This is a genomic window from Cellulomonas sp. (assembly GCF_015234515.1).
Lineage (GTDB): Bacteria > Actinomycetota > Actinomycetes > Actinomycetales > Cellulomonadaceae > Cellulomonas.
Map to the genome: position 1 here is coordinate 24,133 of NZ_JADGMY010000031.1, position 15,573 is coordinate 39,705.

Genomic DNA, 15,573 nt, shown 5'->3' on the forward strand with positions numbered 1-15,573 from the left:
GACACGGCACCGACCGGTGGCTCACCCACCTGACACGACAGGACCGACATGTCCCAGCAGAAGCCAGAGACCCCCGACGGCACCCCGGTGCCCGAGGACAGCACCCCGGACACCTCCGCGCCGGTCGAGCCCGTCGAGGAGGTCGTGGTCGAGGAGGTCGTCGTCGTCGAGGAGGACGACACGCCCGCGCCCGCGCCTGCTGCGTCGACGCAGCCCGCGCCCGTCGACGGCGGCAACGACGACGAGGACGACTCCTACGTCGTGCCCGCGGGCACCGTCGTCGCCGCCGCGCCCGGCCTCGCCGCTCGTCTGGGCGCCGAGGCGTTCGGCACGTTCTTCCTCGTGCTCGTCGGCGTCGGCATCGCCCTGTACGCGGCGTTCAGCAACGTGGGCGGTGGGCTCGGCGTCGCGCTCGGGTTCGGAGTCGCCGTGCTGGCCGGCATCGTGGCCGTGGGCCACGTCTCCGGGGGGCACTTCAACCCCGCCGTGACGCTCGGCGCGTGCCTCGCGGGGCGCACCCCGTTCCGTGACCTGCTCCCCTACTGGGTCGCACAGGTCGTCGGTGGCGTCCTCGCCGCCGCCGTCCTCTTCCTCACCGTGCCCGCCTCGCTCCCGGCTCTCGTCAGCCAGGGCGGCGCCACCGACGTCCGCTCCTTCTTCAGCGGCACCGCCAACGGCTTCGGCCCGCACTCGCCCCTCGCGACGCTGTCGAACGGGCAGGCGGAGTTCAGCCTGGTCGCGGCTCTCCTGGTCGAGGTCATCGGCACGGCCGTGTTCGTCGGCGTCATCCTCGGCGCGACGGACCGCCGCGCGAACAAGCAGCACGTGCCGTTCGCCGTGGGCCTGACGCTCACGATCGTGCTCCTGCTGGCGACGCCCGTGACCAACGGCTCGATCAACCCGGCGCGCTCGCTGGCCGCGGCGGTCTTCTCCGACTCGTGGGCGCTGCAGCAGGTGTGGCTCTTCTGGGCCGCTCCCCTGCTCGGTGCCGCGATCGCCGCGCTCATCTACCGCGCCTTCGCGGCCGAGCCCGTCGAGGACTCGCTGTTCGCCGAGGACGACCTGTACGTGGCCGAGGAGGACGTGGTCGTCGTCGACCGCTGACACCGCACGTCACGAGGCCCCGGGAGCATCGCTCCCGGGGCCTCGTGCATGCGAAGGAGCGGCGCGTCAGCCCGAGGGCAGCACGGACGCCAGGACCACGAGCGCACCGGCACCCGCGAGCAGCATGGCGACGTCGAGCGGCTTGGACCGCACGGACACCGCGACGGGGCCCGGCTGACGCGCGACCGCACGTGCGACCGCGGCGACGAGCATCACCAGCGCGAGCACGTACGTGCCGGCGACGGCGTCCGCGAGGTAGGCGACCACGACGGACGCCACGATCCCGGACGTCGTCCACCACAGGGAACGGTTGCTGCCCGCCGCGAGCGACGCGCGCGCGATGCTGCGCGGGTCCAGCCGGCTGTGCTCCACCGGGGCGTCCGGCGCCCGGACGGGCGTCGGCGCCTCCCCGTGCTCGGACGCCGCACGCTCGGGCGGGACGACCGGTGCGCTCGGCCGCGGGTGCCGGGCATGACCGGGCAGTCCGGTGGACGGCGTGCGCGCAGGCGTCGACATCCGTGCGTTCCCTCCGTCCGGCTCCGGGGCGCCACGTGGGCTGACCACGCCCTGGACGGTTCCGCGGGCGTCGCCCCGGGACCCTGCGCGGTCGGCCCAGCGTACCGCCGCGAGGCCCCGGCTACCGTGATCCCCGTGACCGACCCGCTCCGCGTCCTCGCCCCTGCGGCCGACGTCCTCGTGGTCGGCGGGGGCCTCGCCGCGCTGCGGACGGTCGCCGCCCTGCGGGAGCACGGCTACGACGGCCCCGTGCGGGTCCTGGGTGCCGAGGGGCTGGCGCCGTACGACCGGCCACCGCTGTCGAAGCACCTCCTCGACCGCACGTCACCCACGTGGCTCGCCGACGACCTCGGCCACGACCTCGACGCGCTGGCCGACGAGGTGCACCTCGCCCGGCCCGCGCGCGGTCTGCGACTGCGTCCCGGCGGCGGCGCCACCGTGCTCACCGACGACGGCGAGGTCACGTCGTCGTGCGTGGTGCTGGCCACGGGCGCCCGAGCGGTCTCCGTGCCCGGCTGGCGGGCCGCGACGCTGCACACCGCCGCCGACGCCGACGCACTGCGAGCCGTGCTCGCGGGCGGCCCGCGCCGGCTCGTCGTCGTCGGCGCCGGGTGGATCGGTGCCGAGGTCGCCGGGGTGACCGCCGCCGCCGGGCACGACGTCGTGGTGGTCGAGGCCCGGAGCACGCCGCTGGCTGCCGCGCTCGGGGAGCAGGTCGGCGCGCTCACGACGCCCTGGTACGCGGCGGCGGGCGTCGAGCTGCGGACGTCCGCCCCGGTCGCCGCCGTGGACGGCACGGGCGTGGGGCTCGCGGACGGCACCCGCCTGTCCGCCGACACCGTCCTCGTCGCGGTGGGCGCTCGCCCGGCGACCGCGTGGCTCGCGGACGCCGTCCCGCTGCGGGCCGGCGCGGTCCCGGTCGACGAGTCGTACCGCGTGCTCGGCACCAGCGGACCCCTCCCGGGCCTGCTGGCCGTGGGTGACGTCGCCGTGCGTCGCTCGGCCCGCCACGGCTGGGTTCCCGGGGGGCACTGGGACGAGGCGCTCCACGGTCCGGACGTGCTGGTCCGGCGGCTGCTGGGCCTGACGGTCGACGAGCCGGAGACCGTCCCGTACGTCTTCTCGACCCAGCTCGGGCACGACCTGACCATGTTCGGTCTCCCGGCGCGCGACGACGTCGTCACGGTCCTGGGCGACCCCACCGGCTCCGGCTGGACGGCGCTGTGGACCCGCGGTGACAGCGTCACGGGCGCGCTCGTGGTGGACCGCCCGCGCGACGTCGGCGCGGCGCGGCGCCTGTTCGCACGCGACGGCCTGCCGCACGTCGCGCTCCGGGGCCCGGACGTGCCCGAGGACCTGCGCACGCTCCTGCGCGCGTCTCCGGCGACCTGACGTCGGGCTCGGTCGCCCGCCCCTGCGAGCGGGCGACCGAGCCCCGCGGCCCACCCGGGGCCGCCGCGGTGTCAGTGGGCGAAGTGGCGCGTGCCCGTGAGGTAGAGCGTCACGCCGGCGGCGGCGGCCGCGGCGACGACCTCCTCGTCACGCACGGACCCGCCGGGCTGGACCACGGCGCGCACGCCGGCGTCCAGCAGCACCTGCAGGCCGTCCGCGAACGGGAAGAACGCGTCGGACGCGGCAACCGCGCCCCGTGCCCGCTCGACGTCACCGGAGTTCGCACGCTCGACGGCCAGCCGGCACGAGTCGACGCGGTTGACCTGGCCCATGCCGACCCCGACCGACGCACCGCCGTCCGCCAGCAGGATCGCGTTGGACTTCACGGCGCGCACGGCCCGCCACGCGAACGCGAGGTCCGCGAGGGTGGCGTCGTCGGCGGCCTCGCCGGCCGCGAGCGTCCACGCCCCGGGGTCGTCACCGGGAGCGTCGACCCGGTCGACCGACTGCACGAGCAGACCGCCGGACACCGGGCGCGTCTCGACGACCGCCGACGGCGGTGCGTCGACCACGAGCAGGCGGATGTTCTTCTTCTGCGAGAGCAGCTCGAGCGCGTCGTCGTCGAACGCGGGCGCGACGACGACCTCCGTGAACACCGGGGCGATCTGCTGCGCGGCGGCGAGCGACAGGCGCCGGTTCGTGGCGATCACGCCGCCGAACGCCGAGACGGGGTCGCAGGCGTGAGCACGGGCGTGGGCCTGGGCCACGTCCGCGCCGACGGCGATGCCGCACGGGTTGGCGTGCTTGACGATCGCGACCGTGGCCGCGTCACCGTGGTCGTGCGCGGCGCGCCACGCGGCGTCCGCGTCGACGTAGTTGTTGTAGCTCATGGCCTTGCCGTGCAGCTGGCGCGCCTGGGCCAGGCCGGCGGCGCCGTGGCCCGTCGTGTACAGCGCCGCGCGCTGGTGCGGGTTCTCGCCGTACCGCAGGACGTCCGAGCGCTCCCAGGTCGCGCCGATCCACGCCGGGAACCCGGTCGCCACCCCGTCGACCTCGTCGATCGTCGTCGCGACGTTGCCCATCCACGACGCGACGGCCACGTCGTACGAGGCCGTGTGGACGAACGCGTCGGCCGCGAGCCGGGTGCGCTGGGCGAGCGTGAACCCGCCGGCGGCGACCGCGGCCACGACGTCGCCGTAGCGCGCGGGGTCGACGACGACCGCGACGCTGGGGTGGTTCTTGGCCGCCGCGCGCACCATCGACGGGCCACCGATGTCGATCTGCTCGACGCACTCGTCGATGCCCGCGCCCGACTCCACGGTCTGCGTGAACGGGTACAGGTTGACCACGACGAGCTCGAACGCCGCGACCCCCAGCTCCTCGAGCTGCGCGAGGTGCTCCGGGCGACGCGTGTCCGCGAGGATCCCGGCGTGCACCCGGGGGTGCAGGGTCTTGACGCGCCCGTCGAGGCACTCGGGGAAGCCGGTGACGTCCTCGACGCGCGTGACGGGGACGCCCGCGGCAGCCACGGTCGCCGCGGTGGAGCCGGTCGAGACCAGCTCGACGCCGGCACCGTGCAGCGCCGTGGCGAGCTCGACCAGGCCGGTCTTGTCGTACACCGACAGCAGCGCACGGCGCACGGGGCGGCGCGTGGCGTCGGCGGTCGCGTCGGCGACGGGGGCGAGGGGGGTCAGGTCGTGCGGCATGGCACACCTTCCTGGGTCGGTCGGCGGTCCGGAGGGACCTCAGCGGTAGACCCCGGCACCCAGGCGGGCGGTGCACGGCAGGGGGTGTGCTCGGTCGCTCCCCGGTGGTCCTCCACCTGCGCCAGTCACGACCGGGCCCGAGTCTAGCGGCCGGTGCCGGTCCCGCGGCTGCTCATCCCAGATGCGCGCGACGTCCCTCGACGCTCAGCCCGTCGCGGGCGATCCGCCCGACGACGTCCACCAGCAGCCGCCGCTCGACGACCTTGATCCGCTCGTGCAGCGTCTCCTCGGAGTCGTCGTCGGCGACGGGCACCGCCTCCTGCGCGATGATCGGACCGGCGTCGACGCCGTCGTCGACGACGATCACCGAGCACCCGCTGACCTTCACGCCGTACGCCAGCGCGTCACGCACGCCGTGCGCGCCGGGGAACGACGGCAGCAGCGCCGGGTGCGTGTTGACGGTCCGGCCGCCGAACCGGCCGAGGAACGCGGGCCCGACCAGCTTCATGAACCCGGCGCAGACGACCGTGTCGGGCGAGAAGACCGCGACCGCCCCGGTGAGCGCCCGGTCCCACGCCTCACGGTCCGGGAAGTCCCGCAGGGCGACGACGGCTGTGGGGACGCCCGCCTCGCGGGCGAGGTCGAGTGCCGCGATCCCCGGCCGGTCGGACACGACGCCCACGACGCGCGCGCCGTACGCGGGGTCGCCGTGCGCGTCGAGCAGCGCCGCGAGGTTGGACCCGGCGCCGGAGACGAGCACGACCAGTCGGTGGCTCGTCGCCAGGGCGTGGGCGGGCGGGGCAGGACGTGGCTGCGTGGAGGACGTCACGCCGCGCAACCTACCCGCCCGGGGCGCGGTCGCCGCGGGCACGTCCACCCACGACGTGCGGGAGAATAGGGCCCATGGGCAACCCGTGGGCACCGCCGGACGACTCGCAGGCACACGGGCAGCGGACACCCGCGCCCTCGCAGGCTCCGGCAGCGGCACGCGACGGTGCCCCGACCCCGACGGCCGACGGCGCTCCGCCCCACAGCCCGGACGGCGCACCCTCCCACGGCCCCCTCGGCGACGACCGCTCACCGGCCGCCGGCGGCCACCCGCTCGCCACGACGGGGGCCCTGGGGCCGCTCCCGGCTCCCCCGCCCGGGCACCCGGGGCCGCACCCCGCTCCCCCGCCGGACCCGGAGGGTGTCGCGCGGGCCAGCCGCACGTCCGCCTGGACCGCGGGCGCGCTGCTCGCCTCGCTGCTGCTGATGAGCGCACCGTGGCCTGCCATGCTGGTCGCGCCGGCCGCCGCACTCACGGGCGTCGTGCTCGCGATCGTCGCCGTGGTCCGGGCCGCGCGGGCACGGGCACGCGGGTCCGTCGTCGCGCTGCCCGTCGTCCTGCTCGTCGCGTCACTGGTCTGGGTCGGTCTCAGCTCCCAGACGCTCCTGTACGTCGACGCGACGCGCGACTTCGCGCAGTGCGAGTCGGCCGCCCTCACGCGCCAGGCGCAGCGCAACTGCGCCACCCAGCTCGAGAACGACATGCGCGAGCGGCTCGAGACGGTCTTCGGACGCCTCGGCGTCCCGGTGCCCCCGTCGTCCTGACCCGCGCGTCCGGACCCGCCCGTCCACGGGCACCGGTCGCACTCAGTCGGTGGTGACGCCTGCCGCTGCACCGCGCCGACGCGCCCGCCGCGTGCGCAGCGCGTCGCGCACCGCGGGGTCGAACGGCACCGCGGCGCCGGCCGCGCCCAGGCCGCACCCCGCAGCGGTGAGCAGTCCCACCCACAGCGGGCTCGCCCCGACATGAGCCATCCGCCCCGGGCCGGCCGCACCACCGGCGAGAGCGACGAGCAGCGCCACGACGACCCCGACGGTGCACGCCACCACCCCGACGGCCACCGCGACGTCGCGCGCGCGGACCGGCCGCAGCCACCGGCGCACGGCCAGGCCCGCCAGCACACCGACACCGACGACGAGCAGCGGGGCGAGGAGCACCGCGCCGCCCTGCGCCCCGGGGAGCGCGCCGAGCAGCGGCAGCGCCGGCATCGGGCCCGCGACGACCGCGTCGGGTGCGAAGCGCGTGCCCGCCCCCACGGCGAAGCCGGGACCGGCGATCCACGCGAGGGCCCACACGACGAGGTTGGGCACGAACGCGAGCTCCGCCAGCGCGAGCACCACTCCCCCGACCGCGTCGAGCGAGAGCCTGCGCGCGACGTCGACGATCGTCGCGTGCCCCGCGAGGACCCACAGCGTCGTGAGGAGTGCCGCGAGTGCCAGCAGCCCTGTCGCCGCCACGAGGCCCGCGCGCAGCCCCACGACCACGGGCTCCGGGAGCCGGTCACGCAGCGGGGCCACGACCTGCGCCCAGGTCGGTGCCTCCGGACGGCGCAGCAGTCCCGCGCCGAGGCCGAGAGCCCCGACGAGCAGGCCGCCGAGGACGGCACGCAGGACTCCCGCGATCCCCGCACCCGCGACGAGTGCGACGAACCCGGTCAGCACCGCGTAGCCGCCGATCGAGGCGACGGCACCGGCCCGCGTCGCGTGGCCCGACCGGCGCGCCGACGCGTAGCACGTGAACACCGCGAGCATCGTCAGACCGAGCGGGACCACGGAGACGACCGCACCCCCGAGGGTCGCGGGGACGCCGTGGGCGAGCAGCCACAGGTTGCTGGCGACCACGACGGCACGCGTCCACGCCACCTCGGTGTTCGCGGGGTCGGACGCGGTCGCGACGAAGACCGCGATCGCGGGCACGGCGAGCGTCAGCAACGACAGTGCGGCTGCCTGCACGGCCGTGAGCACGCCGATGGTCCAGCGCGGCGCACCGTCGATGGCCGACGTGAAGAACGTGGGGTGCGGGTCGTCCTGCAGGACTCGGCGCACGCGACCCGCCAGGGGGACGGGACCGGTGGGCGAGGGCACGCACCCATGGTGACCGGTGCCTGGGGCGCGTCGCCGGACCCCGGCCCGGCGCGTCGCCGCCGCCCCGCGAGGCGAGGTCGGCCCGGTCTGCACGACCCGGGCGCGAGAGGTCGACCGGTCGGTGACACGACGCGGCCCCGGTCCGTGGGACCGGGGCCGCGGCGGACGCGTGGCGCGTGCGTCAGGCGCTGAGGATCTCGCGCGCGAGCTGGGCGGTCTCGGACGGCGTCTTGCCGACCTTGACGCCGGCGGCCTCGAGGGCCTCCTTCTTGGCCTGCGCCGTGCCGGACGAGCCGGACACGATGGCGCCGGCGTGCCCCATCGTCTTGCCCTCCGGCGCGGTGAAGCCCGCGACGTAGCCGACGACCGGCTTGGTGACGTGCTCGGCGATGTACGCCGCCGCGCGCTCCTCGGCGTCGCCACCGATCTCCCCGATCATCACGATGACCTCGGTCTCGGGGTCGGCCTCGAACGCGGCGAGCGCGTCGATGTGCGTCGTGCCGATGATCGGGTCGCCGCCGATGCCGATGGCGGTGGAGAACCCGAAGTCCCGCAGCTCGAACATCATCTGGTAGGTCAGCGTGCCCGACTTCGACACCAGGCCGACCTTGCCGGGGCCCGTGATGTCGGCCGGGATGATGCCGACGTTCGACTTGCCGGGGCTGATGAGGCCGGGGCAGTTGGGGCCGATGAGCCGCACACCCTTCTCCTGGGCGTAGGAGAAGAACTCGGCCGTGTCGGCCACCGGCACGCCCTCGGTGATGATGACCGCCAGCGGGATGCCCGCGTCGACGGCCTCGACGACGGCGCCCTTGGTGTGCGCCGGCGGGACGAAGATGACGGAGACGTCGGCACCGGTCTTCTCGATGGCCTCGGCCACCGATCCGAACACGGGGACGTCGACGTCACCGAAGGTCACGGTCGTGCCGGCCTTGCGGGGGTTCACCCCGCCGACCACGTTGGTGCCGGACGCGAGCATGCGGTTCGTGTGCTTCTGGCCCTCGGAACCCGTCATGCCCTGGACGATGACCTTGGAGTCCTCGGTCAGGAAGATCGCCATGTGAAGTCTGCTTCTCTCTGCGTCGGGGGTCTCAGGCGGCGCTGTGCGCCAGGCGGGCGGCCGCGTCGGCCCCGCCGTCCATCGTGTCGGCGAGCGTGACGAGCGGGTGCCCGGCGTCCGCGAGGATCTGGCGGCCCTCGACGACGTTGTTGCCGTCGAGACGCACGACCAGCGGCTTGGACGCCTCGTCACCGAGGATCTCCAGGGCCGCGACGATGCCGTTGGCCACCGCGTCGCACGCCGTGATGCCGCCGAAGACGTTCACGAACACCGACTTGACCTGCGGGTCCGTGAGGATGATGTCGAGGCCCGCGGCCATGACCTCGGCCGACGCGCCGCCGCCGATGTCGAGGAAGTTGGCGGGCTTGACGCCGCCGTGCGCCTCGCCGGCGTACGCGACGACGTCGAGCGTGCTCATGACCAGGCCCGCGCCGTTGCCGATGATGCCGACCTCGCCGTCGAGCTTGACGTAGTTGAGGTCCTTCTCCTTGGCGCGCGCCTCGAGCGGGTCGGCGGCGGCCTTGTCCTCGAGCGCCGCGTGGTCCGGGTGCCGGAAGTCCGCGTTCGCGTCGAGCGTGACCTTGCCGTCGAGCGCGACGATCTCGCCGTCCTCGGTGAGGACGAGCGGGTTCACCTCGACGAGGGTCGCGTCCTCGTCCCGGTAGACCAGCCACAGCTTCTGCAGGACGTCGGCGACCTTGTCCGCGATCTCGGGCGCGAAGCCCGCCGCGGCGACGATCTCGTCGGCCTTGGCCTGGTCGATGCCGGTCTGCGGGTCCACGGCGACCTTGGCGAGCGCCTCGGGACGCTCGACCGCGAGCTGCTCGATGTCCATGCCGCCCTCGACCGACGCCATCGCGAGGTAGCGACGCTCGGCGCGGTCCAGCAGGAGCGAGAAGTAGAACTCCTGGGCGATCCGCGCGCCGGCCGCGATCATCACGCGGTGCACGGTGTGGCCCTTGATGTCCATGCCGAGGATCTCGCCGGCCTTCTCGGCGGCCTCGTCGGCCGACCGGGCGAGCTTGACGCCGCCCGCCTTGCCGCGCCCACCGGTCTTGACCTGCGCCTTGACGACGACCACGCCGCCCTCCGGCGGGAGCAGCTGCTCGGCTGCCGACCGCGCCTCCTCGGGCGTCGTGGCGACGATGCCGCCGAGCACGGGCACGCCGTGCTTCTCGAAGATGTCACGTGCCTGGTACTCGAACAGGTCCACCTGGTCCGGTTTCCTCTCGTCGACCGCGCGCAGCGACCTCGGTGCGGCCGCATCGCCCGGACGCATGCTATCGCCGGGACCGAGGTCCCTCGACATCGAGAGACTGTGGCGGGGCTCACCACGTCAGGGCGCGCGGGAGGACCGCTCTTCCCGGTCGTCCTGCGGGCGGCTAGCGTCGCGCGGGTGACGGAGGACCGCACGCGCCTGCTGCACCAGGTGGCACGGTCGGTGCCCGACCCGCGGGCCTTGCGCCGTCCCGTGCGGGTGGGGATCGACGGCGTCGACGGCGCGGGCAAGACGACGTTCGCCGACGAGCTGGCGACCGCGCTGCGCGCCGACGGGCGAGCCGTCCTGCGGGCCTCCGTCGACGGGTTCCACCGGCCTGCCGCCGAGCGGTACCGGCGCGGGCGCGCGAGCCCTGAGGGCTTCTTCCTCGACTCCTACGACCTCGACGCCTTCCGGAGGGTCCTGCTCGACCCGCTGGCCCCCGAGCACACCGGGCCCCGGCGCGTTCGCACGGCCGTGCGCGACGTGACGACGGACGCCGACCCCGGCACCCCGTGGGTCGACGTCGACCCGGCGACCGTGCTGGTCGTCGACGGCATCTTCCTGCACCGCGACGAGCTCGCCGACGTCTGGGACCTGTCGGTCTGGCTCGAGGTGCCGTTCGCGGTCACGTACGCGCGCATGGCCCTGCGGGACGGCTGTCCGCCGGACCCGCAGGACCCGGCCAACGCCCGCTACCGCGAGGGCCAGCTCCGCTACCTGCAGGCGTGCAGCCCGGCCGCACGCGCGGACGTGGTGGTCGACAACGCGGACGTCGACGCGCCCCGGGTCGTCAGCCGTCGGTGACGGCGAGGCTCGCGAAGGCCCGGAAGCCGTACTCGGCGGCCCCGTCCCCGTCGCCCGCGGCGCACCGCTCGATCAGCGCCTCGTGCCGCACGACCGAGTCCCACCCGGCCGGCGAGGAGAAGCGCAGCCGCTCGGCACGCCGCAGCACGGGCGTGTACTGCTCGAGCACGCCGCACAGCGCGCGGTTCCCCGCGAGCCGCACGGGCACGGCGTGCAGGTCGTCGTCGGCGCGCAGCGCGGCCTCGACGTCCCCGACCCCGATCGCGTCCGCGAACCGCCGGTTGGCCTCGCGCATCTCCTCGATGTCGGCCGGGGTGAAGCGGTCGATCGCCTCGCGGACCGCGACGAGGTGCATGGCGGCCACGACGCTGCCCGCGTCGTGCACGTCGCGGGCCTCCACCGGGCTGACGTGCGTCGAGCGACCCGGCTGCGCGACCACGAGCCCCGCGTCCGCGAGTCGCAGGAGCGCCTCGCGCACCGGGGTGCGGCTGACCCCGAGCCGGGCGGCGAGCTCCGCGTCGCGCAGCTGCTCCCCCGGTGCGAGGTCGCCGTCGACGATCGCGTCACGCAGGCGGCGGTAGACGTCGTCCCGCAGCAGGCGACGGTCGAGCGTCGCACCGTCGTCAGGCAGTGGCATGGAGCACATCCCACCTCGTGTCACGCCCGTCGTCCAGGCGGCGGGCCACCGACCCTGCCGCGCAGGGGCCCTGCGCGGCAGGGTCGGTGGTGGTCACCGTGCGGTCCTGGCAGCGGCCTCGAGGATCAGGTCCGTCACCGCGCGTGGCTGGGAGACCGTCACCGCGTGCGAGGCGTCGACCTCGACGAGGTGGGCGCCGGCGCGCTCGGCCATGAAGCGGCTGAGCTCGAGCGGCACGGCCTCGTCCTGCCGCGCGGCCAGCGACCAGGACTCGATGCCGCGCCACGCCGCCCGCGTCGCCGGGGCCTCGAACGCGGCGAGGGCGAGCGGGCGCTGCGTGACGGCCATGCGCTGCGCGACGTCGGCGGGGACGTCGGCGGCGAAGAGCTCGTGGAACCGGGCCTGGTCGATGTACAGGTCCGTGCCCGTGCCGCCGTCCGACGTCGGGTACGGCACGGGTTGCGCCGCGCTGCCAAGCCGCGCTCCCGGGAACTTCTCGACGAGCTCGACGAGGTTCTCGCCGGGCTCGGCCAGGAAGCTCGCGACGTAGACCAGCGCCGTGACGTCGGGGTGGCCGTCGGCGGCGTGGCTCATGACGACGCCGCCGTAGGAGTGCCCCGCGAGCACGACGGGACCGGCGACGTGGTCGATGACGCTGCGCAGGTACGCGGCATCCTCCTCCACGCCACGCAGCGGGTTGGCGACGGCGACGACCGCGTGGCCGGCGTCGAGGAGGTCCTGCACGGAACCGTTCCAGCTCGAGGAGTCGGCGTACGCGCCGTGGACGAGGAGGATCGTCTGCTTGCCGGTGGTGGTGTGCATGGTGCTGTCCTCTCGGTGCGGTGGGCGTTCGGACGAGCGTGCAGAATGCAATATATTGCGCTCATCCGAACGAAGTCCACCCTTTCGCCCGATCTTGTCCGGCTTGCCGACCCGGGGGCGCTCCCCCGGCTCCGCCCTCAGAGCTTGGTGACCGGGGAGTACCGCAGCAGGAGCCGCTTCTCGCCGTTGCTCCCGAAGTCGATCTTGGCCACGGCGTTCTGCCCGGCGCCCTCGAGCGCGACCACCGTGCCGAGCCCGTACGCGTCGTGCGTGACCTTGTCACCGACCGACAGGTCCGGCACCGGACCGCGCGGTGTCGCCGAGCCGAACGACGCGCCCGTGCGGGGCAGCGGCTCGCGCTTCTCGCTGCGCACCGGGCCGCTGCTCGACCCGGAGCCGCCGCGCTCGCCCCACGACGACGCGCCGCGCGTACCGCCGCCGGCGCCGAAACCCGATCCCCAGCCGCCGCGCAGCCGTGACGTCGAGGACTCGCGGCGTCGCCAGTCGACGAGCTCCTCGGGGATGTCGTCGAGGAACCGGCTGGGCGGGAACTCGTTGGGCACGCCCCACGCGGTACGCACCGCGGCGCGTGACACGTACAGCCGCTGGCGGGCGCGCGTCAGGCCGACGTACGCGAGACGCCGCTCCTCGGCGAGCTGGTCCGGGTCGGCCAGCGAGCGCATGTGCGGGAACGTGCCGTCCTCCATGCCGGTGAGGAAGACGACCGGGAACTCCAGGCCCTTGGCCGTGTGCAGCGTCATGAGCGTGACGACGCCCGCGTCGCGCGCCGCCGCGGCCGTCTCGCCGTCGTCGGCCCCGTCCGGCACGGGGATCTGGTCCGAGTCCGCCACGAGCGACACGCGCTCGAGGAAGTCCGTGAGCGTGCCCTCCGGGTCGGACTGCTCGAACTCGGCCGCGACGGCGTGCAGCTCGGCGAGGTTCTCGACGCGTGACCCGTCCTGGGGGTCCTCGCTGGCGCGCAGCTCGGCGAGGTAGCCGCTGCGGTCCAGCACGGCGCCCAGCACCTGGGCCGGCCCGGTGCCCGAGGCGGCGAGGTCGCGCAGCTCGTCCAGCATCGCGGCGAACGCGCGCAGCCCTGTCAGCGCGCGGGTCCCCAGACCGGGGACCTCGTCGACGCGCGCGAGCGCCGCACCGAACGAGATGCGCTCCCGCTCGGCGTAGGCCGCCACCATCGACTCCGAGCGCTCCCCGAGGCCACGCTTGGGCACGTTGAGGATGCGACGCGTGCTGACGTCGTCGTCCGGGTTGGCGATGGCCCGCAGGTACGCGACGGCGTCCTTGATCTCCTTGCGCTCGTAGAAGCGCGTGCCGCCGACGACCTTGTACGGCAGGCCGACGCGGACCAGCACCTCCTCCAGGGCGCGCGACTGCGCGTTCGCCCGGTAGAAGATCGCGACGTCACCGGGGCGCACGCCGTCGGAGTCGCCGAGCCGGTCGATCTCCTCGGCGACGAACCGCGCCTCCTCGTGCTCGGTGTCCGCGACGTACGCCACGATCTGCGGGCCGGCACCCGAGTCGGTCCACAGCCGCTTGGCCTGCCGCCCCGAGTTCTTGCTGATCACCGCGTTGGCGGCCGACAGGATGGTCTGCGTGGAGCGGTAGTTCTGCTCGAGCAGGATCGTCGTGGCGTCCGGGTAGTCGGCCTCGAACTCCATGATGTTGCGGATGGACGCCCCGCGGAACGCGTAGATCGACTGGTCGGCGTCGCCGACGACCGTCAGCTCGCCGCGCCCGACGCCCTCGTCGTCCTGCACGCCGACCCCGGCCAGCTCGCGCACCAGGACGTACTGCGCGTGGTTCGTGTCCTGGTACTCGTCGACCAGGATGTGCCGGAACCGCCGCCGGTAGTGCTCGGCCACCTGCGGGAACGCCTGGAGCAGGTGCACCGTGCGCATGATGAGGTCGTCGAAGTCCAGGGCGTTGGCCTGCTGCAGCCGCTGCTGGTAGCGCGTGTAGACCTGCGCGAGGACGGTGTCGAACTCGTCCGCCCGGCCCCCGCCGTTGCTCGCGGCGAACGCGTCGGGGTCGACCAGCTCGTCCTTGAGCGCGGAGATCTTGTGCCCCAGCGCCTTGGCCGGGTAGCGCTTGGGGTCGAGGTCCAGCTCCCGCGAGACCAGGGTGAGGAGCCGCTGGGAGTCGGCCTGGTCGTAGATCGAGAAGCTCGTGCGCAGGCCGAGCGTCGCGGCCTCGCGCCGCAGGATGCGGACGCACGCGGAGTGGAACGTCGAGACCCACATGCGCTGCGCGGAGGGCCCGACCAGGTGCTCGACGCGCTCGCGCATCTCGGCTGCGGCCTTGTTGGTGAAGGTGATGGCGAGGATCTCCCCCGCCCGCGCGCGGTGCGTGGCCAGCAGGTGGGCGATGCGGTGCGTGAGCACGCGCGTCTTGCCCGACCCGGCGCCGGCCACGATGAGCAGCGGCCCCCCGGAGTGCAGGACGGCGGCACGCTGCTGGGGGTTGAGCCCGTCGAGCAGGGCGGCGGCACGGGTCTCGTCCGCGGCGGCGCGCTCGGCGGCCCGCCCCGTCCGGTCGTCGGCCGGCTCGTCGTCGCCACGCTCGTCGTCGCGCGGCGGGACGACGAGCGGCAGACCGGACGACTCCCCGGCGTGGGAGCGCGCGGCGGCGGCGCGCGCGTCCGGCGCTGCGGGCGCGGCCGCTCCGGGGACGGGCGCTCCGGGAACGGGCGCTCCGGGAACGGGCAGGGCGAGGCTCTCGAACAACGACGTCATGGCACCACCCAGCCTAGGCGCCGCCGCCGACATCCCCGTGCGCAGCGCAGGTCAGCGCGCGAGGAGCGCGACGAGCCACACGCCGACCACGAGCATGGCCGTCGCGAGCTCCACGAGGATCGTCAGGCCGGTGGCCTGCAGGGCGCGCACCGTCGCGCGCCGGGCCGTCGGGATGTCGCGCGCCCGGAGCCACTCGACGAGGAAGACGGCGCCGACGAAGAACAGGAACAGCCCCACGACCGGGACCACGAAGAACCCGACGACGCCCGCGACCCCGCCCCACACGAGCGTGCTGCTGCGCACGCCCGAGCGCTGCATGTGGCGGCCCGCGACGAGGTACTTGACGACCTGCCCGGCCGCGGTGAGGACCACGGCGACGATCGCCACGGCCCAGCCGGGGCCCGTGCCCTGCAGCGCGCCCCAGAGGGTCACGGCGCCGCCGACCAGGAACGCGCCGGGCAGCACCTGCACGACGACACCGACCAGCCCGACGACCACGAGGACCGTCACCAGCAGGTCGAGCTCCGCGGCCCAGTCGATCGTCACGGACGCGAGGCTAACGACTCCGCCCCGCCCGCGCCGACCGGGGCCGCAGCCCCGGTCGGGCA

The 15,573-nt window shown here is 74.9% G+C and carries 14 protein-coding genes and 1 riboswitch; of the genes, 4 read left to right on the top strand and 10 right to left on the bottom strand.

Annotated features, from left to right (window positions below):
* The first annotated feature begins 48 nt into the window (after positions 1-48).
* Positions 49-1,104 carry an aquaporin gene (locus tag IR158_RS17150; protein ID WP_291815071.1) on the top strand — a complete coding sequence of 352 codons (1,056 nt, stop codon included), beginning with the start codon at positions 49-51 and terminating at the stop codon, positions 1,102-1,104.
* Between the two features lie 66 nt (positions 1,105-1,170).
* On the opposite strand, the gene IR158_RS17155 is transcribed toward IR158_RS17150, so the two are convergent.
* Complete coding sequence (locus IR158_RS17155) at positions 1,171-1,620, bottom strand: DUF3017 domain-containing protein (protein ID WP_291815073.1); 450 nt, start codon at positions 1,618-1,620, stop codon at positions 1,171-1,173.
* Positions 1,621-1,755: 135 nt separating this feature from the next.
* Here IR158_RS17155 and IR158_RS17160 point away from each other — a divergent pair, with 135 nt between their 5' ends.
* Complete coding sequence (locus IR158_RS17160; protein WP_291815074.1) at positions 1,756-3,012, top strand: NAD(P)/FAD-dependent oxidoreductase; 1,257 nt, start codon at positions 1,756-1,758, stop codon at positions 3,010-3,012.
* A gap of 71 nt (positions 3,013-3,083) precedes the next feature.
* Here IR158_RS17160 and purH read toward each other — a convergent pair whose 3' ends face one another.
* Together purH and purN are read right to left on the bottom strand one after the other, a co-directional pair.
* Positions 3,084-4,718 (bottom strand): bifunctional phosphoribosylaminoimidazolecarboxamide formyltransferase/IMP cyclohydrolase, encoded by a 1,635-nt coding sequence (purH, locus tag IR158_RS17165; RefSeq protein ID WP_291815075.1) that lies wholly within the window; start codon positions 4,716-4,718, stop codon positions 3,084-3,086.
* A gap of 50 nt (positions 4,719-4,768) precedes the next feature.
* A riboswitch (ZMP/ZTP riboswitch) is annotated at positions 4,769-4,857 on the bottom strand.
* A gap of 33 nt (positions 4,858-4,890) precedes the next feature.
* Positions 4,891-5,547, bottom strand: a complete 657-nt coding sequence (gene purN / locus IR158_RS17170) for a phosphoribosylglycinamide formyltransferase (protein WP_291815076.1) — start codon at positions 5,545-5,547, stop codon at positions 4,891-4,893.
* Between the two features lie 74 nt (positions 5,548-5,621).
* Here purN and IR158_RS17175 point away from each other — a divergent pair, with 74 nt between their 5' ends.
* The gene (locus tag IR158_RS17175; protein ID WP_291815079.1) at positions 5,622-6,311 is read left to right on the top strand and encodes a hypothetical protein; all 690 of its coding nucleotides are present in this window, start codon (positions 5,622-5,624) and stop codon (positions 6,309-6,311) included.
* Between the two features lie 42 nt (positions 6,312-6,353).
* Here the strand turns inward: IR158_RS17175 and IR158_RS17180 are convergent, their stop codons facing one another.
* From IR158_RS17180 to sucC, 3 genes are all read right to left on the bottom strand, one after another.
* Complete coding sequence (locus IR158_RS17180) at positions 6,354-7,631, bottom strand: DUF6350 family protein (protein ID WP_291815081.1); 1,278 nt, start codon at positions 7,629-7,631, stop codon at positions 6,354-6,356.
* Between the two features lie 181 nt (positions 7,632-7,812).
* Positions 7,813-8,691 (bottom strand): succinate--CoA ligase subunit alpha, encoded by an 879-nt coding sequence (sucD, locus tag IR158_RS17185; RefSeq protein ID WP_291815083.1) that lies wholly within the window; start codon positions 8,689-8,691, stop codon positions 7,813-7,815.
* A 31-nt stretch (positions 8,692-8,722) separates the two neighbouring features.
* Complete coding sequence (gene sucC / locus IR158_RS17190) at positions 8,723-9,904, bottom strand: ADP-forming succinate--CoA ligase subunit beta (protein ID WP_291815244.1); 1,182 nt, start codon at positions 9,902-9,904, stop codon at positions 8,723-8,725.
* A gap of 183 nt (positions 9,905-10,087) precedes the next feature.
* Between sucC and IR158_RS17195 the strand changes: the two genes are divergently transcribed.
* Positions 10,088-10,756 carry a uridine kinase gene (locus IR158_RS17195; RefSeq protein WP_291815085.1) on the top strand — a complete coding sequence of 223 codons (669 nt, stop codon included), beginning with the start codon at positions 10,088-10,090 and terminating at the stop codon, positions 10,754-10,756.
* Here IR158_RS17195 and IR158_RS17200 read toward each other — a convergent pair.
* From IR158_RS17200 to IR158_RS17215, 4 genes are all read right to left on the bottom strand, one after another.
* The gene (locus tag IR158_RS17200) at positions 10,743-11,393 is read right to left on the bottom strand and encodes a GntR family transcriptional regulator (RefSeq protein WP_291815086.1); all 651 of its coding nucleotides are present in this window, start codon (positions 11,391-11,393) and stop codon (positions 10,743-10,745) included. The two genes, IR158_RS17195 and IR158_RS17200, sit on opposite strands and share 14 nt — an antisense overlap.
* Positions 11,394-11,486: 93 nt before the next feature.
* Positions 11,487-12,215: an alpha/beta hydrolase gene (locus IR158_RS17205; protein WP_291815087.1), complete on the bottom strand. Its 729-nt coding sequence runs from the start codon at positions 12,213-12,215 to the stop codon at positions 11,487-11,489.
* A gap of 137 nt (positions 12,216-12,352) precedes the next feature.
* Complete coding sequence (gene pcrA, locus IR158_RS17210) at positions 12,353-14,965, bottom strand: DNA helicase PcrA (protein WP_291815088.1); 2,613 nt, start codon at positions 14,963-14,965, stop codon at positions 12,353-12,355.
* Positions 14,966-15,016: 51 nt separating this feature from the next.
* Positions 15,017-15,511, bottom strand: a complete 495-nt coding sequence (locus IR158_RS17215; protein WP_291815089.1) for a DUF456 domain-containing protein — start codon at positions 15,509-15,511, stop codon at positions 15,017-15,019.
* Positions 15,512-15,573: the final 62 nt, after the last annotated feature.

Bases quoted from the DNA above. Each gene is read 5' to 3' on its own strand.
- IR158_RS17150 (WP_291815071.1), top strand. From the start codon at position 49: ATGTCCCAGCAGAAGCCAGAGACCCCCGACGGCACCCCGGTGCCCGAG.
- IR158_RS17155 (WP_291815073.1), bottom strand. From the start codon at position 1,620: ATGTCGACGCCTGCGCGCACGCCGTCCACCGGACTGCCCGGTCATGCC.
- purH (WP_291815075.1), bottom strand. From the start codon at position 4,718: ATGCCGCACGACCTGACCCCCCTCGCCCCCGTCGCCGACGCGACCGCC.
- IR158_RS17175 (WP_291815079.1), top strand. From the start codon at position 5,622: ATGGGCAACCCGTGGGCACCGCCGGACGACTCGCAGGCACACGGGCAG.
- sucD (WP_291815083.1), bottom strand. From the start codon at position 8,691: ATGGCGATCTTCCTGACCGAGGACTCCAAGGTCATCGTCCAGGGCATG.
- IR158_RS17200 (WP_291815086.1), bottom strand. From the start codon at position 11,393: ATGCCACTGCCTGACGACGGTGCGACGCTCGACCGTCGCCTGCTGCGG.
- IR158_RS17205 (WP_291815087.1), bottom strand. From the start codon at position 12,215: ATGCACACCACCACCGGCAAGCAGACGATCCTCCTCGTCCACGGCGCG.
- pcrA (WP_291815088.1), bottom strand. From the start codon at position 14,965: ATGACGTCGTTGTTCGAGAGCCTCGCCCTGCCCGTTCCCGGAGCGCCC.